The organism is Archangium primigenium (genome assembly GCF_016904885.1).
GTDB lineage: Bacteria > Myxococcota > Myxococcia > Myxococcales > Myxococcaceae > Cystobacter > Cystobacter primigenius.
Genome location: NZ_JADWYI010000001.1, coordinates 2,357,617 through 2,382,364, shown reverse-complemented (window position 1 = coordinate 2,382,364; position 24,748 = coordinate 2,357,617). Strand labels below are relative to the sequence as shown.

Annotated in this window: 18 protein-coding genes and 2 pseudogenes; 11 read left to right on the top strand and 9 right to left on the bottom strand. The window is 70.2% G+C overall.

Annotation, left to right across the window (positions count from 1 at the left end; genetic code table 11):
* Window positions 1-828: a TerB family tellurite resistance protein gene (locus I3V78_RS10150; protein WP_204486529.1), complete on the bottom strand. Its 828-nt coding sequence runs from the start codon at window positions 826-828 to the stop codon at window positions 1-3.
* Complete coding sequence (ttcA, locus tag I3V78_RS10145; RefSeq protein ID WP_204486526.1) at window positions 807-1,670, bottom strand: tRNA 2-thiocytidine(32) synthetase TtcA; 864 nt, start codon at window positions 1,668-1,670, stop codon at window positions 807-809. The genes I3V78_RS10150 and ttcA overlap by 22 nt, the downstream gene beginning before the upstream one ends.
* 78 nt (window positions 1,671-1,748) lie before the next feature.
* On the opposite strand from ttcA, the gene I3V78_RS10140 reads away from it, so the two are divergent.
* The 3 genes from I3V78_RS10140 to I3V78_RS10130 all read left to right on the top strand — a co-directional run bounded on the left by I3V78_RS10140 (window position 1,749) and on the right by I3V78_RS10130 (window position 5,083).
* The gene (locus I3V78_RS10140) at window positions 1,749-2,915 is read left to right on the top strand and encodes a ribonuclease D (RefSeq protein WP_204486524.1); all 1,167 of its coding nucleotides are present in this window, start codon (window positions 1,749-1,751) and stop codon (window positions 2,913-2,915) included.
* Between the two features lie 175 nt (window positions 2,916-3,090).
* Window positions 3,091-3,441 (top strand): four-helix bundle copper-binding protein, encoded by a 351-nt coding sequence (locus tag I3V78_RS10135; RefSeq protein ID WP_204486515.1) that lies wholly within the window; start codon window positions 3,091-3,093, stop codon window positions 3,439-3,441.
* 25 nt (window positions 3,442-3,466) lie between these two features.
* Entirely contained in the window at window positions 3,467-5,083 is a 1,617-nt protein-coding gene (locus tag I3V78_RS10130) for a DUF2339 domain-containing protein (RefSeq protein WP_204486513.1), read from the top strand.
* A 3-nt stretch (window positions 5,084-5,086) separates the two neighbouring features.
* On the opposite strand, the gene I3V78_RS10125 is transcribed toward I3V78_RS10130, so the two are convergent.
* Together I3V78_RS10125 and I3V78_RS10120 are read right to left on the bottom strand one after the other, a co-directional pair.
* Entirely contained in the window at window positions 5,087-6,832 is a 1,746-nt protein-coding gene (locus I3V78_RS10125) for an MDR family MFS transporter (protein WP_204486510.1), read from the bottom strand.
* A 97-nt stretch (window positions 6,833-6,929) separates the two neighbouring features.
* The gene (locus I3V78_RS10120; protein WP_204486508.1) at window positions 6,930-8,429 is read right to left on the bottom strand and encodes a carboxypeptidase M32; all 1,500 of its coding nucleotides are present in this window, start codon (window positions 8,427-8,429) and stop codon (window positions 6,930-6,932) included.
* 73 nt (window positions 8,430-8,502) lie between these two features.
* Between I3V78_RS10120 and I3V78_RS10115 the strand changes: the two genes are divergently transcribed.
* Together I3V78_RS10115 and I3V78_RS10110 are read left to right on the top strand one after the other, a co-directional pair.
* A complete protein-coding gene (locus tag I3V78_RS10115) occupies window positions 8,503-9,048 on the top strand; it encodes a hypothetical protein (protein ID WP_204486505.1) in 546 nt (181 codons plus the stop codon).
* A gap of 13 nt (window positions 9,049-9,061) precedes the next feature.
* A complete protein-coding gene (locus I3V78_RS10110) occupies window positions 9,062-9,436 on the top strand; it encodes a hypothetical protein (protein ID WP_204486497.1) in 375 nt (124 codons plus the stop codon).
* 446 nt (window positions 9,437-9,882) lie between these two features.
* On the opposite strand, the gene I3V78_RS39120 is transcribed toward I3V78_RS10110, so the two are convergent.
* The 3 genes from I3V78_RS39120 to I3V78_RS10100 are packed head-to-tail and all read right to left on the bottom strand — an operon-like array spanning window position 9,883 to window position 11,668.
* A complete protein-coding gene (locus I3V78_RS39120; protein WP_239576375.1) occupies window positions 9,883-10,005 on the bottom strand; it encodes a DUF5953 family protein in 123 nt (40 codons plus the stop codon).
* 1 nt (window position 10,006) lies between these two features.
* Window positions 10,007-10,639 (bottom strand): ankyrin repeat domain-containing protein, encoded by a 633-nt coding sequence (locus I3V78_RS10105; RefSeq protein ID WP_204486495.1) that lies wholly within the window; start codon window positions 10,637-10,639, stop codon window positions 10,007-10,009.
* Between the two features lie 3 nt (window positions 10,640-10,642).
* Window positions 10,643-11,668: a hypothetical protein gene (locus tag I3V78_RS10100; RefSeq protein WP_204486492.1), complete on the bottom strand. Its 1,026-nt coding sequence runs from the start codon at window positions 11,666-11,668 to the stop codon at window positions 10,643-10,645.
* Between the two features lie 566 nt (window positions 11,669-12,234).
* Between I3V78_RS10100 and I3V78_RS40320 the strand changes: the two are divergent.
* Both I3V78_RS40320 and I3V78_RS10090 read left to right on the top strand, forming a co-directional pair.
* Window positions 12,235-12,381 (top strand): annotated as a pseudogene (locus I3V78_RS40320) (helix-turn-helix domain-containing protein); the annotation flags it as partial.
* Window positions 12,382-12,598: 217 nt separating this feature from the next.
* Window positions 12,599-13,195: pseudogene (locus I3V78_RS10090) on the top strand (IS630 family transposase); the annotation flags it as partial.
* 113 nt (window positions 13,196-13,308) lie between these two features.
* Here I3V78_RS10090 and I3V78_RS40315 read toward each other — a convergent pair.
* Window positions 13,309-13,710, bottom strand: coding sequence for a transposase family protein (locus tag I3V78_RS40315; protein ID WP_204486481.1), 402 nt, complete (start codon window positions 13,708-13,710; stop codon window positions 13,309-13,311).
* 293 nt (window positions 13,711-14,003) lie between these two features.
* Between I3V78_RS40315 and I3V78_RS10080 the strand changes: the two genes are divergently transcribed.
* Window positions 14,004-14,774, top strand: a complete 771-nt coding sequence (locus I3V78_RS10080; RefSeq protein ID WP_204486479.1) for an RNase H family protein — start codon at window positions 14,004-14,006, stop codon at window positions 14,772-14,774.
* A 20-nt stretch (window positions 14,775-14,794) separates the two neighbouring features.
* Window positions 14,795-15,739 carry a phosphotransferase gene (locus I3V78_RS10075; RefSeq protein WP_204486477.1) on the top strand — a complete coding sequence of 315 codons (945 nt, stop codon included), beginning with the start codon at window positions 14,795-14,797 and terminating at the stop codon, window positions 15,737-15,739.
* 12 nt (window positions 15,740-15,751) lie between these two features.
* On the opposite strand, the gene I3V78_RS10070 is transcribed toward I3V78_RS10075, so the two are convergent.
* The gene (locus tag I3V78_RS10070; protein ID WP_204486475.1) at window positions 15,752-16,417 is read right to left on the bottom strand and encodes a LysM peptidoglycan-binding domain-containing protein; all 666 of its coding nucleotides are present in this window, start codon (window positions 16,415-16,417) and stop codon (window positions 15,752-15,754) included.
* Window positions 16,418-16,686: 269 nt separating this feature from the next.
* Here I3V78_RS10070 and I3V78_RS10065 point away from each other — a divergent pair, with 269 nt between their 5' ends.
* Window positions 16,687-17,526 (top strand): hypothetical protein, encoded by an 840-nt coding sequence (locus tag I3V78_RS10065; RefSeq protein WP_204486473.1) that lies wholly within the window; start codon window positions 16,687-16,689, stop codon window positions 17,524-17,526.
* A 16-nt stretch (window positions 17,527-17,542) separates the two neighbouring features.
* Complete coding sequence (locus tag I3V78_RS10060; RefSeq protein WP_204486471.1) at window positions 17,543-24,709, top strand: type I polyketide synthase; 7,167 nt, start codon at window positions 17,543-17,545, stop codon at window positions 24,707-24,709.
* The last annotated feature ends 39 nt before the right edge of the window (window positions 24,710-24,748 follow it).

Here is a 24,748-nt window from a genome sequence, read left to right as displayed (position 1 = left end):
TCAGACCTGGCGGTCCAGGCGCTCCACCTCGTCGTCCGCGAGCCCGAAGGTCGCCTGGAGGATGTGGAGGATGCGCTGCTCGCCCGCGCTGGGCTCCTGACCGCCCGCGTGCGCGATCTTCGTGGCCAGGCGGTAGGCCTTCATGCGCTGGGCGTGCGTGGACAGGCCGTGCGCCAGCACCTGCAGCCGCTGCGGCAGGCCCTCGGCCATGAGCGCCGCCACCGACTCGCTCACGAACTCCTGCGCCCGATCGGGGCTCACGTTGTGGAAGAGCGGATCCGAGGCGAAGCTCTCCACGAGCTCGCGCGCCTCGGCCTCCTTGAGCTGGCCGTCCGCGGCGCTCACCAGCACCATCACCTCGGCGTACAGCCGCTCGAGCGGCTCGCCCAGCGCCTCGGAGAGGCTGCCGCCGCCCTCGATGACGTCGATGATCTGCGCCACCTCGTCCTCGGAGATGCCGAGCGCGGCCTGGAACATCTTGAGCAGGCCCAGCTCCGTGCGCGTGGCCCGGTGGTCCGCGAACGCGATGGACGCCGCGAGCCCGAAGGCCAGCATGCGCGTCTTGTGGTCCGGCAGCCGCGCCCGGAACGAGACGAGGATTTCGTCCATGTCGTGCGCCTTGGACAGGCGCTGGGCGCTGGCGATGACCAGCGCGTTGAGCTCGTCGGGCTTGGTGCCCTCGAACTCGGGCCGCTCGATGACCCGCCGCAGCAGGGTCTGCAGCTCCACCTGGCTCACCCGGCCGTCGGCCATGGCCGCCAGCAACATCACCTCCACCAGAGCCGCGTTGCGCTGCTTGCGCGCCTTTACTGCCTGTTCTCGAGGCATCCGCCCACCCTTCCTTCGTTGTTGCCGCCATCCAGCGGCGGCTGCGCGTCCAAGGACGGTACCGCGCCCTCGGAAGCGAGGGCGGAGAAGTCGAAGAGGTCCTTGTCCATCAGTTGGCTGGGCCGCACATTGCTCATGGCGGCCAGGAGGCTGCGGCGCACGTCGGGGATGTCCCGGCCCAGCTCCTCCACCAGCTTCTTCATGCGCGCGCGCTGCAGGTTCTCCTGCGAGCCGCACAGGTCGCACGGGATGATGGGGAACTGCTTGAGCGCGGCGTAGGCGGCGATGTCCTTCTCCGGCGCGTAGCACAGCGGCCGGATGACGGTGTTGCGCCCGTCATCGCTCTTGAGGATGGGCGGCATGCCCCGGACGGCGCCCGCGAAGAAGAGGTTGAGCAGGAGCGTGTGGATGAGGTCGTCGCGGTGGTGGCCCAGCGCGATCTTGTTGCACCCGAGCGCCACCGCGGCCGAGTACAGGATGCCCCGGCGCATGCGCGAGCACACCGAGCACTGCGTCTTGCCCGGGGGCGTCTTCTCGAGGACGACCGAGTAGGTGTCCTCCTTGAGCATCTTGTAGGCGAAGCCCTCGCCCTGGAACCACCCCTCCAGCGTGTGCGCGGGGAAGCCCGGGTGGCCCTGGTCCAGGTTCACCGCGAGCAATTCGAACTTCACCGGGGCTTTGCGCTGCAGCTCGCGCAGCAGGTAGAGCAGGGTGTACGAGTCCTTGCCGCCGGACACCCCCACCATGATGCGGTCTCCCTCGGAGATGAGGGAATAGTCGGAGATGGCCCGGCCCATGTGGCCAAGCAGGGTCTTTTCCAGGCGGAGCACGTCGGCGGTCATCAGGGATGTCATCCTAGCGGCGGCGGTGGAAAAAACACGCTCCATGGACACAGCCGGTCCGCTAGCCTGCTCCATCCCATGCCGACCTTTCCCACCGGTGCACAGGACATCCAGGACGCGGCGAGCGCCCAGGCCGCCGCCCAACGACTCGAGGACGTCGCGGAGCTGTCCGTGGACGTGGAAACGGACGCGATGCATTCCTTTCGCGCCCGCCTGTGCTTCCTCCAGGTCGGGACCGACGCGGACGTCTTCCTCTTCGACACGCTGCAGCCCGGCGTGACGCCCTCGCTGCTCGCCCGGGTGATGGAGGACCCCGCGCGCACCAAGTTCTTCCACGCCGCCTCGGGCGACCTGCCCTTCCTCGCCGAGGCGGGCGTGCGCGTGCAAGGCCTGTTCGACACCCACCGCGCCGCGACGCTGCTTGGCTGGCCCAAGGTGGGGCTCGCCGACCTGGCACGCGAGCGCCTGGGCGTGGAGCTGCCCAAGGAGCACCAGCAGTCGGACTTCGCCCTGCGGCCCCTGCCGCCGGAGATGCGCGACTACATCGCCAACGACGTGCGCTACCTCGTGGAGCTGGGCCGGCAGGTGCGCGAGGAGTGCCGCGCGGCGGACATCCTCGAGGAGGTGCAGCTCGACTGCCAGCGCATGTGCGACGAGGCGGCGGCCCGGCCCGACGTGGGCGCGGACTTCAAGCCGAAGCTGCCCAAGGGCGGCCTGTCCCCCGCGCAGCTGCTGCTGGCCAACACCCTCGCCCAGGCCCTGCACAAGAAGCGCCTGGCGTGGGCCGAGGCGGAGAACGTGCCCATGGGGCGCACGCTCTCCAACATGGCCATCACCGACATCGCCCTCAAACCGCCGGGCAACACCAAGGAGCTGTCCAAGGCGGCCGGCGTGCGCGGCTCCTTCGTGCGCGCCCACGGCGACGAGGTGCTGGCGCTCGTGCGCGAGCTGTTGGAGAAGTCGCGCCAGGGCGAGCTCAAGCCCGAGGCGGAGGAGCGCGGCCCGCGCGACCTCAACCGGCGCAAGCGCGAGGACGCCCTCAAGGCGTGGCGCTCGGCCCAGGCCACCGCGCGCAAGGTGACGCCCTCGGTGGTGATGCCCAACCCGCTGCTCGACGCGCTCGCCTCCCGTCCGCCCGCGGACCTCGATGCCCTGAGCGCCCTGCCCTACCTCGGCGAGAAGCGCGTGCGCCTCTACGGCGAGGGCCTCCTCACCCTGCTGGCCGCCTTTCCCCTCCAGACCTGAGTGTCCGCGGGCGCACACCCTCGTGCGCTCACGTAGGCGCGGGTACGCACGGGTGTGACAAGGGAGGCAAGAAAACGACCCGGTCGGCGGATGAAACCTGTATGACGCCGAACGTCGGAAGGTTGCGGACACCCGGAACATGCGTAGGTTGGGGATCGGTGTGGAGGTGGCGGGCATGTCTGGAGTTCGGCTGGGTGGGGAGACCAACGACATTCATCACTGCATCTCGGCGAGCCTGAGCTGTCAGGCCTCGTGCGAGGCGGCGATGCGTTTGTTGGTGGCCAAGGGCGTGCGGGCGGACAGCGAGCCGGTGCGGTTGCTGCGTCAGTGCGCGGAGCTGTGTGAACTCAACGTCCGCGCCCTGCGCAAGGACAGTCGGCTGAGCCGTCGCACGGCGACGCTGTGCTTCGAGCTGAGCAACCAGGTCGCGCGCACCGCGTGGCTGGACGGCAACATCTCCAACCACGGCCTCGCCCGGGACGCGCTACAACTGGCGCGCGCGTGCCGCCCGCTGCTGTTCACCTGAGCCTGGGGGCTCGCCCAGGGAGTCCATGGCGGAGGACAACTCGCGGGAGTTGAATGACGTCGTGCGGCGACTGGAGGACACGGTTGCCCGGCTGGAAGCGCGCATCGCCCGACTGGAAGCCGCGCCGCCGCCCGTGGCCCTCCCACCGCCTCCGCCCGTCGTCCCGAGCGCCGCGCCGGCCCCCGCGCCGAGGGACCTCGAGGCGCACCTGGGCACGTACTGGCTGAGCCGCGCGGGCATCGTCGCGCTGATCCTCGGCTTCGCCTTCCTCATCATCTACCACTTCGGGGACCTGGGCGTGCTCGCGCGCGTGGGTCTGGGCTACCTGCTGAGCGCGGGGCTCGCGGCGCTGGGCCTCTGGCTGTCGCGGCGCCACGCGCTGTTCGGGCAGATCCTCTTCGGGGGAGGCCTGGCGCTCGGCTACTTCGTCACCTACGCGCTGCACTTCGTGCCCGCCGTGCGGGTGATCGACAGCGAGGTGCTGGCGCTCGTGCTGCTGGCGCTCAACACGGTGGCCATCGTGGTGGTGGCCCACCGCATGCGCTCGGAGACGGTGGCGGGCATCGCCCTGTTCCTCGGACTGCACACGGGGATGCTCAGCGACATCACCCTCTTCACGCTCCTGTCCACGGCGCTGCTGGCCGCCGGGGCGCTCTTCTTCCTGGTGAAGAACCGCTGGGTGATCGTCCCCCTGTCGAGCCTCGTCGCCGTCTACTCCACGCACGTGGTGTGGGCCATGCGCACGCAGGCCATCGCGCCGGGGGGAAGCACGGGGGACCGGCTCGCCCTGAGCCTCGGCTTCCTCGCGCTCTATTACGTCCTCTTCTCCGTGGCCCTGCTCATCGAGCCGCGCGAGCTGTCGCGGCGCGTGGGGCTCACCTTCGCCCTGCTCAACTGGGCCGGGCTGCTCGCCCTGGGCGCCGTGGAGGTGGAGCGCTGGGACTCCCCGCGCCTGTTCGCCTTCTTCGTCGCCGTGGCACTCGCCCAGGCGGCGTGCGGCGCCGGGGCGCGGATGCGGGGGGCCTCGGACGCCCTCTTCCAGACGTACGTGGCCACGGCGGTGCTCTCGCTCGCCCTGGGCGTACCCACCGAGTTCGAGGGCGCGACGCTCGTGCGCACCTGGACGGTGGTGGGGCTCGGGGCGGGGCTCGCCGGGCGGACCCTGGGCGCCAGCGCCCTCACGAGCGTGGGCGTGGGCCTGCTCTTCCTCGCGCTGGGGGCCACATGGCTGCCGCCCGCGGGGCGCGCCGGGCTCAACGCGGGCCTGCTCGTGGCCTTCGTGATCGTGGAGCGGCTGTCGGTGGCGCGCGCCAGCGTCTCCCGTCCGAGCCTCCAGGCCCTGTGCGCCCTGGGCGCGGGGTTCGCCGCCGTGTGGATGCTGGGCGACGTGCTGCCCCCGGCGCTCGTCACGCTCGCCTGGGGCCTGGCGGCCTCGCTCCTGTTCCTGCTCGGCTTCACCGTGCGCGAGCGCTGGTACCGCTTCGCGGGGCTCGGCGTGCTCGGCCTCGCGCTCGCGCGGCTCCTGTTCGTGGACCTGTCCGGCCTGCCGCCCAATCAGCGCATCCTCACCTTCCTGGTGCTCGGGGCGCTGCTCCTGGCCGTCTCGTTCATCTACACGCGGGCGCGCGGCCAGAAGGAGTAGGCGCTATTCCGCCACGGGCGGGGGCGCGTTGCTCTTGCGCAAGGGCAGCTCCGGCAGCGCGAGGATGACGAGCAGCGCGAGGGCCGCCACCCCCAGGGCGCTGAGGTACAGCGCGCGAATGGCCTCGGTGAAGGCGCGCTTGATGCCCAGGTCCATCCGGTCCACGGCGGCCTCGGCCTCCCGCTGCTCCCGCTCCAGCGCCGCGCGGGGGGCCTCCTCCCCGGGTGGGAGCGCCGCGCGCCGCTGCTCGAACTCCCCGGCCAGGCGCGCGCGGAGCGCCGCCGCGTCGAACGCCCGCTGACCCGGAGCGCCCTCACCCGCCCCCGCGCCCTCCCCTCCCGGGACCGCGGCGGCCTGGAGCTCCTGGCGCAGGCCCTCGGGCGCGTCCCGGGTGGCCTCGGCCAGGTGCGTGGCCATGGCCGAGCCGAGCATCCCGCCGAACACCATGCCCAAGAGCGCCACGCCCACGGTGGAGCCCATCTGCCGGAAGAAGGTCGCGCTCGCCGTGGCCACGCCCATGCGGGTGGGCGACACGCCATTCTGGATGGCGAGCGTGAAGAGCGGAATGGCGGGCCCCAGCCCCAGCCCCACCGCCACCATCTTCACGGTGAGCTCGCCCTGGGTGGACTCGGGCGAGAGCGTGAAGCCCATCACCGCGAAGGCGGCCAGGAGCAGACACTGGGCCAGGATCATCAACGGCTTGTAGCGCCCCCAGCGCGCCACGAGCTGCCCGGACAGCACGTTGCCCGCGACGATGCCCAGGGTGAGCGGCGTCAGCGTGAGTCCCGAGCGCGTGGCGGACAGGCCCACCACGTTCACCATGAAGAGCGGCAGGAAGACGATGGCGCCCAGGAAGACGCCACCATTGAGGAAGGTGGCGAGGTTGCCCACGGCGAACACGCGGTTCTTGAAGAGCGACAGGTCCAACAGGGGCTCACGCACCGAGCGCTCCACGAACAGGAAGGCCACGAGCCCCACCGCGGACACGACCAGCAGCCCCACCGACCAGGACGCGCCCCCGCCCTCCGACGACGGGGCACCGCGCCCGAGCGACAGCGCCACCAGCAGGGGCACGGTGAACACCGCCAGGGTCAGCGCGCCCCACAGGTCCACCGAGGGCCGCACGCCCTCGCGGCGCAGGGGCGGCATGCGCGTGAGGATGAAGCCGAGCGCCACCGCGCCCAGGGGCAGGTTGACGAAGAACACCCAGTGCCAGCTCAGATGGTCCGTGAGGAAGCCCCCCACCAGCGGCCCCACCACGCTCGACAGGCCGAACACGCCACCGAAGATGCCCTGGTACTTGCCACGCTCGGAGGGCGGGAAGATGTCCGCCACGATGGCGAAGGCGCTGGTGAAGAGCGACGCGGAGCCCGCCCCCTGCAACGCCCGCGAGAGGATGAGCTGCATCGTGGTGCGCGACAGGCCGCAGAGCGCCGAGCCCGTGAGGAAGATGAGGATGCCGATGACCAGGATGCGCCGCCGGCCGAAGCCGTCCGACAGCTTGCCGTACACCGGCACCAGCACCGTGGAGGCCACCAGGTAGGACGTGGTGATCCACGCGTAGAGCGACGCGGGAATGCCCAGGTCACTCTGGATGGCGGGGCCCGCGGTGGACACGATCGTCTGGTCGAGCGCGGCCAGCAACATGCCGAGCAGCACGCCCGCCAGGGTGAGGATCTTCTCCGAACGCGACAGCTCGAAGGGCTGCGGTGAGACGGGCTGCGAGACGGACTGCGAAGTGACGGCCATGGGGCGGCACCGTTCCATGGAGCCCCCGCCGCCACAACGCGCGCGGCGGAGGCCCGGGCGCGGACGCCCACCACCTCACACCTGCCTCACACCTGCCTCACAACTTCACGTCGTAGAGCGTCCCGAACTTGGACTTCAGGTAGCCCAGGAAGTCGTCGTCCGTGAGGCCCTCGCCCGTCACCACCCGCACCCGCTCCTCCGCGGGCAGGCGGTAGCCCTCCGCGTGCACGTGGGTGCGCAGCCAGTCGCGCAGAGGCCGCAGTTCGCCTCGGGCCAGTCCCCGCTCCAAGTCCGGCAGGGCCCGGCGCGCCGTGGCGTAGAGGGACGCGGCGTACAGGTTGCCGAGCGCGTACGTGGGGAAGTAGCCGAACTCCCCCCAGGCCCAGTGGATGTCCTGGAGCACGCCCCGGCGGTCATCCGGCGGGGCGACGCCGAGGAAGCGCCGCATGCGCTCGTTCCACGCCTCGGGCAGGTCCGCCACCGGCAGCTCGTCCCGGATGAGCAGCAGCTCCAGCTCGTAGCGCAGCACGATGTGCAGGTTGTACGTCACCTCGTCCGCGTCCACGCGGATGAGCGAGGGCGTCACCCGGTTGACGGACGCGAGGAAGCCCTCCAGGTCCACGTCCGCGAGCGTGTCCGGGAAGGCCTCGCGCAGCACCGGGAAGTAGTGCGTCCAGAACGGCCGGCCCCGGCCCACCAGGTTCTCCCACAGCCGGGACTGGGACTCGTGCAGGCCCATGGAGGGCGCGTTCGCCAGCGGCGTGCGATGCAACACCGGGTGGAAACCCTGCTCGTACAGGCCGTGCCCCCCCTCGTGCAGGGTGCTGAAGAGGCACGCGAGCCCGGGCTCCTCCAGCCCCGTGGTGAGCCGCACATCCGTGGGGTGCAAACCACTGGAGAACGGGTGGACACTCTGGTCGAGCCGCCCCGCCTCCAGGTCGAAGCCCATGTCCTCGAGCAGCCGCTGGCATAGGCGCTTGCGGCCCTCCAGGTCGAAGTGCCGGCCCGCCAGGAGGTCCGGGCCCTGGCGCGGCGAGGCCTGGAGGCGGCCCACCCAGCCGATGAGGGTGTCGCGCAGGGAGGAGAGCACCGGCCCCAGGCGCGCCACGCGCATGCCGGGCTCGAAGCCCTCGAGCAGCGCGTCATAACGCTCGCCCGCGTGGCCATAGGCGTCGGCCTGCTCGCGGCGCAGGGTGAGCAGCCGCTCCAGGGCGGGCCGGAAGAGGTCGAAGCGGTTGGCCTTGCGCGCCTCGCGCCAGGCGTGCACGCCCCGGCTCTGAGCCTCCGCGAGGGCATGCACGAGCGTGCGGGGCACCTTCACCGCCCGATCGCGCTCCTGGATGAGCACGCGCGCCATGGCGAGCTGGTCGTCGGTGAGATCCCTGCGGTCCTGGGTCCAGGCGAGCCATTCGCCCAGGCGCGGGTCCACCAGCCGCTCGTGCTGGAGCCCCTGGAGGGTGGTGAGCTGCTGCGCGCGCGCCTCGGCCGCCTTGGCGGGCAGGTAGGTTTCCTGGTCCCAGGAGGCCAGGCCGATGAGGCCTCCGAGGTCGCGGAGCTCCTTCATCCGGAGCAGCAGGGCGTCGAAAGTGGTGTCCATGAGGGGGCGATTGTTTAGTCCGGAAGGGGCTCGGACTTCCGCAAGAGCCGGCATTCGGTTAAGGGGCGGACGCATGGCCACCCAGCTCCAGTTCTTCATGTCCCCCGACGACGAGGTCGCCTTCTTCCGCCACCTCGAGCGCTTCGACCTGGAGGTGTACCCCCGGCGCGTGCCTCCGGACTGGGTCGCCTTCAAGGCGCGCCAGGAGAACGTGCCCCGGCTGCCCGAGGAGGACCTCTACCTGGTGGCCGTGGCCGTGGGCCCGGCCATCGTGGACAAGATGAAGCGGGGCCCGGACAAGGGCTTCTGGCGCATCGACGAGGTGCGCTCGCCCGTCATCTTCTTCGAGCGCAGCCGGCTCAACGAGGAGGGCGAGCTGCTCAGTGGCCAGATGTGGGCGGAGATGGACGTGACGCCGCAGACGGGCCGCAAGGAGGCGGCGGCGGACCAGTTCCTCAGGCTGTACCGAGAGGTGGAGGAGTACCTCAAGAAGACCTTCCGCAAGGGAGACCCCAAGCCCTTCCTGGTGGGGCCCAAGGCGGCGCGCCTCTACAAGGAGACGCGCCTGGTCCTGCGCGACTCCGCCCACCGGGGCGGCACCGTGGTGCCGTACAAGTAGGCCCCCACTCGCGATGGCCACCGAGCGCGCGCGAGAGACCCCGGTTCCGGGAGGGACCCGATCGGGCAGAAGGCTCGCCCGTCTCCTCCTGGGCGCGCAGTGGCTCGTGTTGTTTCCCCTGGCCCTGTACGCCTCCGAACGTTTCTCGGATGCCTACGAGTACATCGAGGGACAGCAGGAACCGCTCCTCGTGCTCCCAGCCGATCCGGACGCGACCATTCATTTCGGAATCGTCTTTGTCCTGCTGTTCGTCATCCCGCTTGTGCTGCTGCACCTTCGCCCTCGCCAAGCCCTACGGGGGAAGCTCTGCGTGGTGTTCGCCAGCGTCCCCATCCCGTTGAGTCTCGTCATGCGAGTCTGGGTGGATTGCATGACCTGCACCCCCTGAGCTTCCAGCGATTCCCAGTAATGGAGCCCCGCCACACGCCCTCTATCCGGGTCGGCAGGGCATCAAGGCGTGGCAGCAGGGCAATCGCACCATAAATGGCTGATTTTAATGAAACGGCCCTGTCAGGGTCAGGAGCGGAGCGTCAGCAGAGAAAGAAGATAGTCATGGCTCCACCCGGCCTTCTCGCGACGACCGGAAATGCCCGCCTTCGTCCGTGTGTCTTGCTTCAGCAGGGCAATGCGAGGCGTCGCATCATGGCCAATGACACGCCAGCTCACGGTCCTCCGGCTTCGTTGACGTTGTGAACCGCTGCCCGCGTTGCTTTACGCGTGGGCGGGCCCGAGCGGAGCGCGTAGGGAGCGCCTTGGGGCAGGCCGACTTGAGGCTTGCCGGAAGTGAAGAGGGCCGTAGGGGGCCACAGCAACGGCCTGCGAACGGTGCAGCCGTCACGGAGTCGCGCGCCCGCCAATCTTCGGGAAGCGCTCGTAGGCCCGTTTGAGTGCGTCCAGGTGCGCGGGGGTGTCCAGGTCGAGCGGCGTGTCCGTGAGCCCGAGGCACGCGACCTCCATTCTACAACGGCATGCGGTCCTTCGCTCCTCCGAGCAGTTCGAACGCGGCGTCCCATGTCTGGGAATCAGATTCAGCACGCGGCGGCAGACGGTCGTGGGCATGTAGGTCGTCCTCGTCCGGGGCCCTCGGGTTAGCGCCTGCGGCGAGCAGTAGCTTGATCATGGGTATGTCCAGTCGAAGTGCCGCATGCCCGAGAGCGGTGAGCCCGGACAGCCCGCCCCAATCGTTGATGGTCCGGGCGGCCCCCGCGTACAGGAGCAGAGCCGCCATGGAAAGGCTGCCCACCTCCGCGCATGCCCGCAGCGGCATGATGCCTTCGCTGCTGCGCACATTGGGGTCGGCCCCCGCCCGCACGAGCACTTCGAGGGCCGCTACCTCTTGCTCGCAGACGGCCGTCAACAAGGGGGTCTGGTCCCGCTTGGCGTCCCAAGCGTTGACGTCCGCGCCGTGCTCGATGAGCGCCTGGAGTACGTCGACCTCGCCTCCATCGTAAAGTGCGAAGATGGCCTCTTGCAGCGGACGCAGCCCCCGCTCCTCTGACTGCGGCTCGTTCGGATTGGCTCCCCCTGCCAGCAGTGCCTTGACCCGAGCTGTGTCGTGCTGTTCGATCGCCGCGAAGAGTTCTTCCGACATGATTCACTTATCCGCCATTAGGTGACCCGGGGCGCAATTTGTTGCTTCGAGCGGCTTCAGGTTTTCAATGCCCTGTTCAACATCGTCTATTGCTTGATCATGGCCAGGATCAGATTTACCCCCAAAGCAGTCTTTCCGGATCTCCTCCCGTTTATCAAGAACTTTCTGCATGGCTGCAAGACGCAGCCGAATCCTGGAGCATGGTGTCACCGGGTACCATCTTTTGTTCGACGAATTGGGCCGTCTTGGATCTAGAGGAGGGATTGCCTTGTAGAGTGCGAACTTCTGCTCACGATGTTTGTCGAGGTGGCTGTTCTTACAGGTCTGATCAGGGTAACGAGGAATACGGTCATACTCCTCGACGCTGGTGTAGAACCTACCTGTCGCTGGATTTTCCGTGTTCCGCCAAGTCTTGGGTTCCCTGACGGCCATCAGCGGGGCCGAATCAAAGTCAGGCTCGGCATCCTGTAGTGCACGTTCCCCCATGAGTCGTCGCGACTCCTCTGCCACCTCCCGCAGACGGGCCTCGTACTCCCCTTGGGCGTCCACCCATTCCGGGCGACGGTCGATCTCCGGCCCGGCGGTGCTGGAGGGGTCGAGCAGCACGAGAAACACGAGCAATGGGCCCACTCGGGGAGAAACTTCAACCCACGCCCTGGCACGGCTCGCCTGTGCGATTCCCTCCGCCCCCCTGACCACCTCCGCGGCTTGCCCGCTGGCTTTCGTGGCCTGGGAGAAGCGCTCGAAGGCTCGTTCCGCAGCGGTGAGTTTGCCCGCCAACGCTTCCCATTGACGGGGCTCCAGGTCATTGCGCGCCTGGAGGAGCAGCGCCCTGGCCTGTTCCAGGTCCGCCTTTGCGATGGGCGGATGCTCGACGTCCGTCCGCGCGGAGACGAACTGGAGGCGCGGGTACGAGGGAGGCGCCGGGGCGAAGGCGAAGGCGGAGGAGCGTGACGGCGAGAGCGAGGGGGGCGCGCTCGCGCAGGCGGACACCCAGAAGAGAAGTGCGAAGCACACTCGCAAGTGCATGAATACGTCCTCCAATCCATCCAGGACCTGGAGGGTCCTGGTAGAACTGTATGGATTATGCGGACGCGCTCTGACAGCGACGGTTCCAGGGGCCCGAGTGCGAAACATGGCGTGGCCAGAACCTGTCGTGACGGGCTTGGGGCACGCATGGACTTTCCAGCACGGGCAGGAGAAGGTTGCGCCGCAGCGGCACTTCTCGGGGTGAGGGCCGTGAAGACCCAATCCCGGGACCAGAGGAGTGAAGGGCGGGAGTTCCGTGCGCAGAACGCACCCGTGACGTGGAGAAGGGCGCCAGCGCGAGGACGGCCATGTGAGCCGGGGCGCAGCGCCCAGGTCCCCCCCTATCGGGGCGAGGAACGAGCCGCACGCCCCAGCTGCTCGGGGGGTGGTGAACCGGGGAACTGCGCATCGGGCCTGTGACGGGCTCCAGGGACACCGCAACGGATGGCATTGGGGGATGGGGGGCGTCCAGAGCAATCGCACCATCAAGTGGCTGATTTTAATGAAACGGCCCTGTCACAGCGGGAATCGAATGAGCTGAGGCGCCCAGGGGTTGATCGGGAGCGATGGGAACGACAGCACTCTCGATGGACTTGAGGCAACGGGTGGTTGAGGCCTTCCAGCAAGGAGAGGGGACGTCCAAGCAATTGGCACGTCGCTTCGGAGTGGGTAGGGCCACGGTCCAACGCTGGATGCGTCTCACTCGTGAGACGGGAAGCCCTGCTCCGCGGCCGCACGGGGGTGGGCAAACCCACCGAATAGGCGATGGGGAGGTGAGCGCTTTTAGTCGCCTGGTCGATGAACAACCCGACCGGACCCGCGCCGAGATGGCGCGAGCGTGGACGGAGCGCACAGGCGTGCGAGTGAGCGTGGCAACCATCGGCCGGACGCTGACGCGATTGGGCTACACGCTCAAAAAAAGTCCGCTACCCGACCGAACGCGAACGACCCGACGTCCAAGCCCAACGAGAGGCCTTTCACCAACGACAACCCGAGCTTCCGACTCCCAAGGTGTTGAGCATCGACGAGGCGGGCTGCACCATCGACATGACGCGCGAACGAGCCTGGGCCCCGACGGGACAACGCGTGGCGCAAGCTGTCCCTCGCAATCGAGGCACCGTGCTGAGCATGATTGGCGCGCTCAGTCTCGATGGGCTGGAAACCGTCATGATGAATGAGGGAGCCACGACTGGGGATGTCTTCCTCCATTTCGTCAGCCATTATCTCCTGACGATGCTGCGGCCTGGAGACATCGTCTTGTTGGACAGAGCGGGGGCGCACTTTCGAAAGGAAGCCATCGCCCTCATTGAGCAGCATGGAGGCCAGGTGCTCTACCTGCCTCCGTATTCACCCGACCTCAACCCCATTGAATTCGCATGGTCCAAGCTCAAGGGATTGCTCCGGACGGCAGAAGCGCGCACCGTCACAGCACTTCGTCAGGCGGTCGAGGACGCCATGCTGCTCATTTCTGCCTCGGATGCGGCCCAATGGTTCAAAGCCTGTGGCTTTCAGCCTCAAGCCACGTGATCTCCGCTGTCAGGGTCAGGAGCGGAGCGTCAGCAGAGAAAAAAGATAGTCATGGTTCCACCCGGCCTTCTCGCGACGACCGGAAATGCCCGCCTTCGTCCGTGTGTCTTGCTTCAGCAGGGCAATGCGAGGCGTCGCATCATGGCCATGTTCTCTTGCGCATGTCTTTCACGCCCCCGGCTCTCATCTTCACGAGAACGCGACGTCCAGACGCCCTCATGCCGCGCGTACTCTTCACCTGCGACGTCACCCAGCAGCGTCGTGTCTCCACCCGCCTGTGTCCCTGCTCGTGGCTTTCCGTATCGGCATGGGAGGCGCTGGGGGCTTCTTCTACCCCAGCGAAATCGCCACCACCGTTCCCTATCCGCCCAATTGTCGACGCCACAGATGAAGCCGCAAATCGCGATGACGAGGATGTCTTGGTGCGAATGCTTCCGGCAGCGCTCCATGCGCTTGTCCTTCAACGAGGCGAAGTACGTCCACGGCGAGGCGTCCTTGGGCGTCTGGCCGGGCATGTTGACCTACTTTCGCAGTAGTGCCCACCTCGCGCAACCTCGTCTTTTCAAGGGGTTATAATGCGAACGCCCTGGAGCCCCCCACACCCCGCTCTTCCACGTCCTCTTCACCAACGATCCGACCAATATCCCGTAACCACGACTCACGCACCCAACCCCTCACCCTCACCACCCTGGTCCCGCGCGACTCGGCCCACCGGGACGGCCACCGGGGTGCCGTACAAGCACGCCGAGCGGATGACGACCTCGAAGAACCGCGCACCGGTGCCCCGCGCACGGCATAGGATGGCCGCATGGATGGCCGAGCCACGTTGGTCTTCGCGGATGGAGCCTGCTCCGGCAACCCGGGCCCGGGCGGCTGGGGCGCCCTCATCGTCACGCCCGCGGGCGAGGTGACGGAGTTGGGCGGCCACGAGCCGGAGACCACCAACAACCGCATGGAGCTGACGGCCGTGGGCAAGGCGCTGCGCCACCTGGAGCGCACACCCGGCCCGGTGCACATCTACACGGACTCCACCTACGTGATTCAGGGCATCACCCGCTGGGTGTTCGGCTGGAGTCAGCGCGGGTGGAAGACGGCCTCGGGCGGCGACGTGGCCAACGCGCCCTATTGGAAGCGGCTGATGGCCCTGCTGGCCGAGCGCAAGAAGGCGTTCCCCGGCGAGGACGCCTCCGTGGACTGGCGCTACGTGCGCGGCCACGCGGGCGTGCCGGGCAACGAGCGGGTGGACGAGATCGCCGTGGCCTACTCCAAGGGCCGCGGCATCCGGCTCCACACGGGTCCCCTCCAGGGCTACACCGTGGCCGTGCACGAGCTGCCCACGGACACCGCCGTGCCCGAGAAGAAGTCCGGCGAGCGCGAGTCCTCCTCTTCCGCCAAGGCGTACTCGTACCTGAGCGAGGTGGGCCGCGTCGTGAAGCGCCACCGGACCTGGGCCGCCTGTGAGCGCCGGGTGAAGGGCGCGTCGGGCGCGCGCTTCAAGAAGACGCGCAGCGCCCAGGACGAGGCGAAGGTGCTCGAGGACTGGGGCGCCGCGCCCGGCGACGTGCAGAGCGAGGACTGAACCCCAGGGAGCCCCCCGACATGATGACGTCCCAAGAACTCGCGGCGCGCCGGGAGCGCGCCGTCTCGGCCGCCGTGGAGGCGGGCCGTGCGCTCGGCCTGACCGTGGAACAGCCGCGTGTGCTCCACGATGTCTTCTCGGTCGTCGTCCACCTGGCGCCCGCGCCCGTCGTGGTCCGCGTGCCCACGGTGCTCCCGCGCGCGGTGGCCGCGGACCTGGCGGGACGGGCGGCGCAACAGCGCGTCGAGCTCGCCGTCGCGGCCTGGCTCGCGCGACAGGGCTTTCCCGTGGTGCCGCCCAGTCCGCTCGTCCCCGAGGCGCCCGTCCAGCGCGAGGGCTTCTCGATGACGTTCTGGCGGCTCGTGGACGCCCTGCCCGAGCCCGTGACGGACTTCGGGCCCGGCTTCCAGGCCACCGCCGAGTTGCACGCCGCGCTGCGGGACTGCCCGGTCGAGGCACGCTGGCTGGTGCCGCTCGACTCGGCCATTCCCGACAGCCTCGAGCAGCTCGACGCCACGCCCCTGTTCCTCACCCGGGAGGATCTCGCGCGGGCCCGGCGGGAGTGGGCGCTGCTCGCGCCGCTCGCCACCTCGCGGGAGGCCTTCTCCGAGCGCTTTCCGGAGGTGGGCGTCCAGCGCATCCACGGGGACGCGCCCTACTACAACATCATCCGCACGGCCTCGGGACCCCTGATGTCGGACCTCGAGCACGCGACGCTCGGGCCCGTGGAGTGGGATCTCGCCGGGGTCGGGGAGGAGGGCTTCGCGGCCTACGACGCCGCCGCGACGCGGCTGGGTCTCAGGCCGCTCGAGCGGCGGGTGCTCGCCGTCATGGAGGCGGCGCGCAATCTCCAGGTGGTGGCGTGCCTCGCGCTGGCGCCCCAGCTGCCCTTGCTGGTGGACGCCCTGCGGCCCGTCCTGGAGCACTGGCGGACGACGCCGCTCGCGGGCGGCGTGTCGTCCTGAGCCTCGCCCGGACTAGACGAGCGGCCGGAAGATCTTCAGGCCGCTGCGGCCCCCGGCGCCCAGCGTGTTGCGCTCGATGAAGTCGCTCACGGACGAGCGGCCGTCGCCGGTGGTGATGGCGGTGTGGCCGTAGATGCTGCCCAGGCGGGACGAGGTCTTCTCCCAGGTGAGCACGAGGCCCGGCGTCTTGAGCGCCTCCTCGAGCGACATGTTGACCTGCTTGAACTTGTCGCGCGGCAGGTTGTTGTCGATCTGGTTGCCGTTGCCCCAGACCTTGATGCCAAAGGCGTTCTGGATGGCCCGGCTCACGCCCGTGGCGCACAGGCCCTGGCTGTTGTAGCCGCCCATGCCCATCGCCGCCGCGCGGCCCGCCTCGGCGAGCCGACGCATCGCGGGGGTCGCACCCGCGCCACCGGCGCCCGTGCTCCCGCCCACCGGGGCGTTGCCCTTCGTGCCGCCCGTGCCGCCCTTCGCTCCGCCCGTGCCACCCTTCGCGCCGCCCTTGGCGGGCTCGAAGCTGTCCTTCCCGCCGTGGCCGGGGATGCGCAGGGTCTTGCCCGCGTAGATGAGGTTCGGGTTGGCGATCTTGTTGGTGCGCGCCAGCGCGGAAACGCTCGTCTTGAAGCGGGAAGCGAGGGCGGAGAGGGTGTCGCCGGGGCGGATGCGGTAGGTGGTCATGAAAGCTCCTTGCACCAGTTGTCGTGATTTCCCGCGCTGAGTTGCGTGCGAATTCCCAAGCCGTGGGAATGCCCCGCGCTCGCGCCTGGAAATCCCCTGTGAATCCAAGGAGATGGCGTTCCTCGAGGAATCTCGGGCGGAGAAAAAAAAGCGGCCCGGGCCTCACAAATCCCCCCGCCGCCCTCTCTCCAAAAGGCGAACGGATGACGCCGCCCCCTCGCCACCCGGAACGCCCTCATGCCCCCCGTCAAACGAAAGGGAAACCCACCATGCTCGACACCGCGCGAAAGAATGGCCGACAGGTCATCCAGGAATCCGTCCCCGCCGAGCTCTGGCGCCGCAACGGCGACTTCTGTCGCGAGCTGCGCGAGATGATCGACGGTCACCCCATCTCCCACCACCCGCTCATCCAGGCCATGCGCTCGGCGAGCATCGACGCCGGACAGCAGCGGATGCTCCATCAGGAGTTCCGCTACGCCTTCTCGGACATCTTCACCGATGCCCTCATCATGGCCATGTTCCGCACCGCCGAGCTCGAGCCCCGCCTGGGCGCGGTGGCGAAGATCGCGGGCCGCTTCCTCATCCAGCTCAACGTCCTGGACGAGCTGGGCTTCGTGCCCAACGGCTCCACCGAGGCGGACTACACGGGCCATCCCTCGCGGGCCCACCTGCTCGAGTTCGACACCACGCTGCACCAGCTCGGCGTGACGCAGCGGGAGATCGACACCTACCCGCCCAGCCCCGCCGCCCGCGCCGCCCGCCGCGCGTTCGAGGAGACCTACGGCGACCTGGACCGGCTCGCCGCCACGCTCTGCGCCGCGGAGTCCGTGTTCGTGCGCTTCACCGTCGCCTGGTCGCACAACGTCCACCAGCGCACCACCGTCGATGCCACGCACGGCTACCACTCCATCCACATCGATCACGACGGGGCGTTCCTCGACGACGACCACTCCGAGGACATGTGGTTCGTCCTGCGCCAGGCCCTCGTCCCCGAGCGCTACGCGGAGGTCCATCGGCAGATCCTCCGCTCGCTCGATACCTGGAACGACTTCATCGACCACTTCCTGGCCGAGGCCCGTCCCGCCGCCGCCGCCGCCGCCCTGCATTGACCTCCCCGAGGCTCCCATGACGCCCGCATCCGCTCCCGAGAACCTCGACGCGCACGCCACCCTCGTGGACGTGCTGGCGCACCGCGCCCAGCACCAGCCCGAGGCCCAGGCCTACCTCTTCCTCGTGGATGGCGAGCAGGAGGAGCAGCGCCTCACGTACGCGGAGCTGGATGCACGGGCCCGGGCCATCGCCGCGAGCCTCCTGGGCCACTGCGTCCCGGGGGACCGGGCCCTGCTGCTCTACCCGCCGGGCCTGGAGTTCATCGCCGCCTTCTTCGGCTGCCTCTACGCGGGCGTCATCGCGGTGCCCGCCTATCCGCCCGATCCCATGCGCCTGGCGCGCACGCTGCCGCGCTTGCGGAGCATCGTGGCCGACTGTCAGCCGTGCGCCGTGCTCACCACCCAGGCGCTCCTGGACCTCACGCCCGAGCTGCTGGCCCAGACGCCGGACCTCGCCGCGCCCCGCTGGCTGGCCACGGATACGGTCAACGGTGGCGGTGGGGACCTCTGGAAGGGACCCGCGCCCGTCCGGGAGGCCTGGGCCTTCCTCCAGTACACCTCTGGCTCCACGGCGAGCCCCAAGGGCGTCCGGGTGAGCCACGCCAACCTCATGAGCAACGAGGCACTCATGGGGCGCGCCTTCGAGACCCATGCGGACACCCGCTGTCTGGGATGGCTGCCGCTGTACCACGACATGGGACTCATCGGGAACGTGCTCCACCCGCTGTACCGGGGCCTGCCCTGCGTCCTCCTGTCGCCGCTGCACTTCCTCCAGCGGCCCGCGCGCTGGCTGCGAGCCATCTCCCGCCACCGCGCCACGCTCAGCGGCGGTCCCAACTTCGCCTACGACCTGTGCGTGCGCCGCATCCCGCCCGAGCAGCGCGGCGAACTGGACCTGAGCTGCTGGGAGACGGCCTTCAATGGCGCCGAGCCCATCCAGACCGAGACGCTCCAGCGCTTCGTCGAGGCCTTCGCGCCGTGCGGCTTCCAGCGGCGCGCGTTCTTCCCCTGCTATGGCCTCGCCGAGGCCACCCTGTTCGTCACCGGCGGGCCCCGCGGTGAGCCACCCGAGCCCCATGCCCTCCCCTTGCCCGGCCGTCAGGACACCCGGCCGCGCATCGGCTCTGGCCAGTGCTGGGACACGCAGCGGCTGGTCATCGTGGAGCCGGAGACCCGCGTGCCCTGCCCCGATGGGCACGAGGGGGAGATCTGGCTCGCCGGTCCGTCCGTGGCCGACGGCTATTGGAATCGCCCCGAGGAGACGGCCCACACCTTCCAGGCCCGCCTGGCGGAGTCGGACACGGGCCCCTTCCTGCGCACGGGAGACCTGGGGCTGCTCCAGGGCGGGCGCCTGTTCGTGACGGGCCGCCGCAAGGACCTCATCATCCTGCGCGGGCAGAACCACTATCCCCAGGACATCGAGTCCACCGTGGAGCGCAGCCACCCCGCGCTTCGTCCCGGCTGCACCGTGGCCTTCGCCATCGAGGCGGACCAACAGGAGCAGCTCGTGGTGGTCCAGGAGGTCCGCGCCCAGGACGACCTGGCGCCAGAGTCGATCGTGGAGGCCATCCGCCTCGCGGTCTCGCGTGAGCATGAGTTGTCGCTCGGGGCGGTGGTGCTCCTCGCCCAGGGCGAGCTGCCAAAAACCTCCAGTGGAAAGATCCAGCGGCGGGCCACGCGCACCGCGTTCCTCGAGGGGACCCTGGAGGTGCTGCACCTCTGGCGCGCGGGCCTCGCCTCCCGTCCGGAGGCCCCGGCGACGCCCTCCCGAGCGGCGCTTCAACAGTGGCTGCTGGAGCAGCTCGCCACCCGTCTGCACGTGTCGCCCCAGGCGGTGGATGTGCACGCGCCCTTCGCCCGCTTCGGCCTGGACTCCAAGGAGGCCGTGGCGCTGTCCGGCGCCCTGGAGCAGCGGCTCGGGCGGAGGCTGTCGCCGACCCTGCTCTACGCGTACCCGACCGTGGAGAAGCTCGCGGCGCACCTGACGGGCACCACCCCGGCGCCCGAGCCCGTGGCGAGCACGCCCCAGGACGAGCCCATCGCGGTGATCGGCCTGGGCTGCCGCTTTCCCGGCGCCCCGGATCCCGAGCACTTCTGGCGGCTGCTGCACGAGGGCCGCGAGGCCATTCGCGACGTGCCCCCGGAGCGCTGGTCGGTCGACGCGCTCTACAGCCCGCGGCCCACGCCCGGGAAGACGTACACCCGCGCGGGCGGCTTCCTCGACGCGGTGGACCGCTTCGACCCGGCGCCCTTCGGCATCTCGGACGCGGAGGCCCGGAGCATGGATCCGCAGCAGCGCCTGCTGCTGGAGGTGGCCTGGGAGGCCCTGGAGCACGCGGGCCTCGCCCCGGACGCGCTCGTGGGCTCGCGCACCGGGGTCTTCGTCGGCATCTCCAGCCAGGACTACACCCTGCTGCACGCCCGCGCGGGGAGCGTCGCTCAAGGCAACCCCCACGCGGGCACCGGCACCGCGCTCAGCACCGCCGCGGGCCGGCTGTCCTACGTGCTCGGACTCCAGGGCCCCAGCCTCGCGGTGGACACGGCCTGCTCCTCGTCCCTGGTGGCCCTGCACCTCGCCAGCCAGAGCCTCCAGCGCCACGAGAGCGACCTGGCCCTGGCCGCGGGCGTCAACCTCCTGCTCTCCCCCGAGGGCTTTCTCTATCTCTCCACCCTGCAGGCGCTGTCGCCGGACGGCCGGTGCAAGACGTTCTCCGCCTCGGCGGATGGCTACGGCCGGGGCGAGGGCTGTGGCGTGGTGGTGCTCAAGCGGCTCTCGGACGCCCTGGCCGATGGCGACACGCCGCTGGCCGTGCTGCGCGGCTCGGCCATCAACCACGACGGGCCGAGCAACGGCCTCACCGCGCCCAACGGACAGGCCCAGCAGGCCGTCATCCGCGCCGCGCTCGAGCGCGCGGGCTGTGCGCCCCGGGACGTGGACTACGTGGAGGCCCATGGCACGGGCACCGCGCTGGGAGACCCCATCGAGCTGTCCGCCCTGGCCCACGTGCGCGGAGACCGGGACGCCTCGGACGCGCCCCTGTGGGTGGGCTCGGTGAAGACGAACATCGGCCACCTGGAAGCCGCGGCGGGCATCGCCGGCCTCATCAAGGTGGTGCTCTCCCTGGAGCACGAGGAGCTTCCAGCCCACCTGCACGCCCGGGAGCCGAGTCCGCACATGGATTGGGAGCGACTGCCGCTGGCGGTGCCCCACCACAACATGCCCTGGCGCAAGGGCCCGCGGCGGCGCCTCGCGGGCGTGAGCTCCTTCGGGCTGAGCGGCACCAATGCCCACGTGGTGGTGGAGGAAGCCCCGCCTGTCCCTCGCATCCGCGAGGACGGGGCGCCCCGGCGGTCCACGCACCTCGTGCGCCTGTCCGCCATGGGGCCGGACGCGCTCCGAGCCCAGGCGGCCCGGCTCGCGGCGGCCCTCGCCGAGCGGCCGGACGTGTCGCTCGCGGAGGTGGCCGCGCGGGCCAACACGGGACGGGCCCAGCTCGCGCACCGCGCGACCTTCGTCGCCAGCGCCCCGGAGGCCCTGCGCACGGAATTGGAGCGCTTCGCGGCGGGCGAGCCCGGGGGGACGGGGGTCTCCCAGGGCGTCCGGGGACAGAAGCGCCCCACGGTGGCCTTCCTCTTCACGGGCCAGGGCTCGCAGTTCCCGGGCATGGGCCGGGCGCTGTACGAAACGGAGCCCACCTTCCGAGCCGCCCTGGAGCGGTGCGAGGCGCTGCTGCGCCCGAGCCTGGAGCGGCCCCTGCTGTCCGTGCTGTACCCCGCGCCCGGTGAGTCCACGCCGCTAGAGCAGCCGAGCTACGCGCAGCCCGCCCTGTTCGCGGTGGAGTACGCGCTGGCCGAGACGTGGCGAGCCTGGGGCATCGAGCCCGCCGTGGTGGTCGGCCACAGTCTGGGCGAGTACGCCGCGGCCGTGGTGGCGGGAGTGCTCGACCTGGAGGACGCGGCGCGGCTGACGGCGGCACGCGGACGCCTCATGCAGGAGCGCTGCGGGTCGGGCATCATGGCCGCGGTCATCGCCCGCGAGGAACAGCTCGCGCCGGTGTTGGCGGCCCATGCGGGCCGGGTGTCCCTCGCGGCGATCAACGGCCCGGACGACGTCGTCCTCTCCGGGGAGGCCCAGGCGATGGAGGAGGTGCTCGCCGGGCTGCGTGCCCACGGCCTCCGGCACCGGCGCCTGCGGGTGTCCCACGCCTTCCACTCGCCCCGGATGGACCCCATGCTCGCCGCCTTCGAGCAGGTGGCCTCGGGGGTTCGTTTCAACGCCCCCCGGGTGCCGATGATTTCCTCGCTCACCGGGACGGCGCTCGAGGATGGAACGCTCGGTTCGCCAGCCTACTGGCGACGACAGCTCCGCGAGCCCGTGCTGTTTGGCGCGGCCATGGACAGGCTCGTGAGTATGAGCCTCGATGTCTGGTTGGAGATCGGTCCCCAGCCCACCCTGCTGGGACTCGCGCGTCGCGGCGCGAGTGGGGCTCCCGCGTCCTTGCTGCCGTCCCTGGGCCGTCCGGGCGAGGACTGGAAGCGCATGCTCGAGAGCCTGGGCGCCCTGCATGTCCAGGGCGCCCCGGTGGAGTGGAAGCGTTTGGGCCGGAGCACGCCGGGCGTCCCTTCCCCCCTGCCGACCTACGCCTTCCAGCGTCGCCGCTTCTGGCTCGGAGAGCGCCAGGAACGCGAACCCCCTCGGCCCCCCGAGGTGCCCGCCATGCCCGTGCCGCCGCCCCCCAAGAGCCCCACCGAGCGCCGGGCCTGGATCTCCCTCCGGCTGCGGACCCTGATGGCGGAGCTGCTCGCCGTGGAGCCCTCCGCGGTCGATGCCCACACGCCTCTCGTCGACCTGGGAGTGGACTCCCTCGTCCTCATCGATGGCCTGCAGCGCATCCAGCGCGAGTTCCACGTGCCGCTGTCCCTGCGGGACGTGTTCGAGCGGCTGCCCACGCTCGACGCGCTGGCCACGCACCTGGCCGACGCGCGGCCGACGCCGGGGACTCCCGAGCCGGTGCGCGAACTCACCCCGCGCCAGCGGGCCCACCTGGACGCGCTCATCGATCGCTACACGCGGCGCACCCCCACGTCCCAGGCGCGTCGGCGGGAGTCGCAGATCCACCTGGCCGACACCCGCGCCTCCGCGGGCTTCCGGTCGACCTTCCCCGCGGCGCTCCGGGCCCAATGGCACTGGACGAAGGCCATGTGCTACCCGCTCGTCGGCGTGCGCTCCGAGGGCGCGCGCTTCTGGGATGCCGATGGCAACGCCTACGTCGACTTCGCCATGGGCTTCGGCGTCCACTTGTTCGGACACGCGGCGCCCTGGCTCACCGAGGCCCTCCAGGCCCAACTCCAGCGCACCGTCTCCATCGGCCCTCAAGCCGATCACGCCGCCGAGGCGGCCCGGCTCCTGTGTGCGCTGACGGGGGTGGAGCGCGTGGCGTTCTGCGGCTCGGGGACCGAGGCGGTGATGACGGCGCTGCGCCTGGCGCGCGGGGTGGTGGGACGCCCCAAGGTGGCGCTCTTCTCGGGCTCGTACCATGGCTCCTCGGATGGCGTGCTGGGCACCATCCCCATGACCCATGGCGCGCCGCCGAGCCTCGAGCAGGACGTCCTGGTGCTGGAGTACGGCAACCCACGCTCGCTCGAGTTGATCCGCGAGCACGCGGACTCCCTGGCCGCCGTGCTGGTGGAGCCCGTCCAGGGCCGGCGCCCGGAGTTCCAACCCCGCGCGTTCCTCCAGGACCTGCGCACGCTCACCCGGGAGAAGGGCATCGCGCTCGTCTTCGACGAGGTGCTCGTGGGCTTTCGCTGCCATCAGGGCGGCGCGCAGGCCCTGTTCGGCGTCCAGGCGGATCTGGTCACCTACGGGAAGATCATCGGCGGAGGCATGCCCATCGGCGTGGTGGCGGGCCAGGCGCGCTTCCTCGACGCGATCGACGGCGGGGCCTACCGCGAGGGTGACGACTCGGAGCCGGGCACCGAGCCCGTCTGGTTCGCGGGGACCTTCAACAAGAACCCGCTCGCCATGGCGGCGGCGGTGGCCACGCTGCGGCGCTTGAAGGACGAGGGCCCAGCGCTCCAGGAACGCCTGAACGCCCGCACGGCGAAGCTGGCCGAGCGCCTCAACGCCTTCTTCCAGGAGGGCCAGGTGCCGCTGGAGGTCGTCCACTTCGGCTCGCTCTTCCGCTTCAAGCTGCCCCGGCACCTGGAGCTGTTCTTCTTCCACCTGCTCAGCCGGGGCATCTACGTCTGGGAGGGGCGCAGCTTCTTCCTCTCCACGGCCCACACGGACGAGGACGTGGAGGCACTGGTGACGGCGGTGAAGCAGAGCGTCCAGGACCTGCGCGAGGGCGACTTCCTGCCCGAGCCGCCCCGCCCGGAGCGCCCGCTTCCGCGACGGTCTCCCGCGTCGGTCCTCGTGCGCCCCCAGCCGAGGGTCCGCGCCCAGCGGCGGCTGCTCTGCTTCCCCTTCGCGGGCGCGGGCACGACGTCCTTCCGGCGCTGGGCCGAGGCCCTGCCACACGACACGGAGCTCGGGCTCGTGCAGTTGCCCGGACGGGAGACCCGGAGCGACGAGCCCCCCCACCAGGACTTCACGGCGCTCGTCGACCAGTTGGAGCACGAGCTGCACCCGTACCTGGATGTGCCCACCGTCTTCTTCGGCCACAGCATGGGCGCCCTGCTCGGCTTCGAGCTCGCGCGGCGGCTGCGGCGGCGGGGAGCCGGACTGGAGGCCCTGTTCGTCTCCGGAGAGCCCGCGCCCCACCTGTCCCGGCCGCCCACGCCCCTGACCCTGGAGACCCTGAGCGACGAGGCGCTCCTCACGGAGCTGGCGCGGCACGGCGTGACCCGGCGGGGACCGGGTGACGTGGCGCTCCTCCAGGAACACCTGCCAGTGCTGCGGGCGGACCTGAAGGTATGCGCCTCGTACCGCCATGAGGAGGAGTCGCCCCTGGAATGCCCGCTCGCGGTCTTCGGCGGTCGGGAGGATCCGCTCGCGCGACGGGGAGCGCTCGCCGCCTGGGCGGAGCACACCCAGGGGGCCTTCTCGCTGCACCTGCTGCCCGGCGACCACTTCTTCCTCCAGAGCGCCTGGCGGGAACTGCTCGGGCTGGTGTCACGGAGGTTGGAGGACCTGGGAAGCGAGGGGTCGGAGGTGAACGAAACCCTGGCCTCGTGGTGAGGCCGGGCAAGGCAGGGCGGAGAGAAAGGGGAACAGGGC

Excerpts from the sequence above, each read along its gene's own strand:
- I3V78_RS10150 (WP_204486529.1), bottom strand. The coding sequence starts at position 828 with ATGCCTCGAGAACAGGCAGTAAAGGCGCGCAAGCAGCGCAACGCGGCT.
- ttcA (WP_204486526.1), bottom strand. The coding sequence starts at position 1,670 with ATGACCGCCGACGTGCTCCGCCTGGAAAAGACCCTGCTTGGCCACATG.
- I3V78_RS10140 (WP_204486524.1), top strand. The coding sequence starts at position 1,749 with ATGCCGACCTTTCCCACCGGTGCACAGGACATCCAGGACGCGGCGAGC.
- I3V78_RS10135 (WP_204486515.1), top strand. The coding sequence starts at position 3,091 with ATGTCTGGAGTTCGGCTGGGTGGGGAGACCAACGACATTCATCACTGC.
- I3V78_RS10130 (WP_204486513.1), top strand. The coding sequence starts at position 3,467 with ATGGCGGAGGACAACTCGCGGGAGTTGAATGACGTCGTGCGGCGACTG.
- I3V78_RS10125 (WP_204486510.1), bottom strand. The coding sequence starts at position 6,832 with ATGGCCGTCACTTCGCAGTCCGTCTCGCAGCCCGTCTCACCGCAGCCC.
- I3V78_RS10120 (WP_204486508.1), bottom strand. The coding sequence starts at position 8,429 with ATGGACACCACTTTCGACGCCCTGCTGCTCCGGATGAAGGAGCTCCGC.
- I3V78_RS10115 (WP_204486505.1), top strand. The coding sequence starts at position 8,503 with ATGGCCACCCAGCTCCAGTTCTTCATGTCCCCCGACGACGAGGTCGCC.
- I3V78_RS10110 (WP_204486497.1), top strand. The coding sequence starts at position 9,062 with ATGGCCACCGAGCGCGCGCGAGAGACCCCGGTTCCGGGAGGGACCCGA.
- I3V78_RS39120 (WP_239576375.1), bottom strand. The coding sequence starts at position 10,005 with ATGGAGGTCGCGTGCCTCGGGCTCACGGACACGCCGCTCGACCTGGAC.
- I3V78_RS10105 (WP_204486495.1), bottom strand. The coding sequence starts at position 10,639 with ATGTCGGAAGAACTCTTCGCGGCGATCGAACAGCACGACACAGCTCGG.
- I3V78_RS10100 (WP_204486492.1), bottom strand. The coding sequence starts at position 11,668 with ATGCACTTGCGAGTGTGCTTCGCACTTCTCTTCTGGGTGTCCGCCTGC.
- I3V78_RS40315 (WP_204486481.1), bottom strand. The coding sequence starts at position 13,710 with ATGCCCGGCCAGACGCCCAAGGACGCCTCGCCGTGGACGTACTTCGCC.
- I3V78_RS10080 (WP_204486479.1), top strand. The coding sequence starts at position 14,004 with ATGGATGGCCGAGCCACGTTGGTCTTCGCGGATGGAGCCTGCTCCGGC.
- I3V78_RS10075 (WP_204486477.1), top strand. The coding sequence starts at position 14,795 with ATGATGACGTCCCAAGAACTCGCGGCGCGCCGGGAGCGCGCCGTCTCG.
- I3V78_RS10070 (WP_204486475.1), bottom strand. The coding sequence starts at position 16,417 with ATGACCACCTACCGCATCCGCCCCGGCGACACCCTCTCCGCCCTCGCT.
- I3V78_RS10065 (WP_204486473.1), top strand. The coding sequence starts at position 16,687 with ATGCTCGACACCGCGCGAAAGAATGGCCGACAGGTCATCCAGGAATCC.
- I3V78_RS10060 (WP_204486471.1), top strand. The coding sequence starts at position 17,543 with ATGACGCCCGCATCCGCTCCCGAGAACCTCGACGCGCACGCCACCCTC.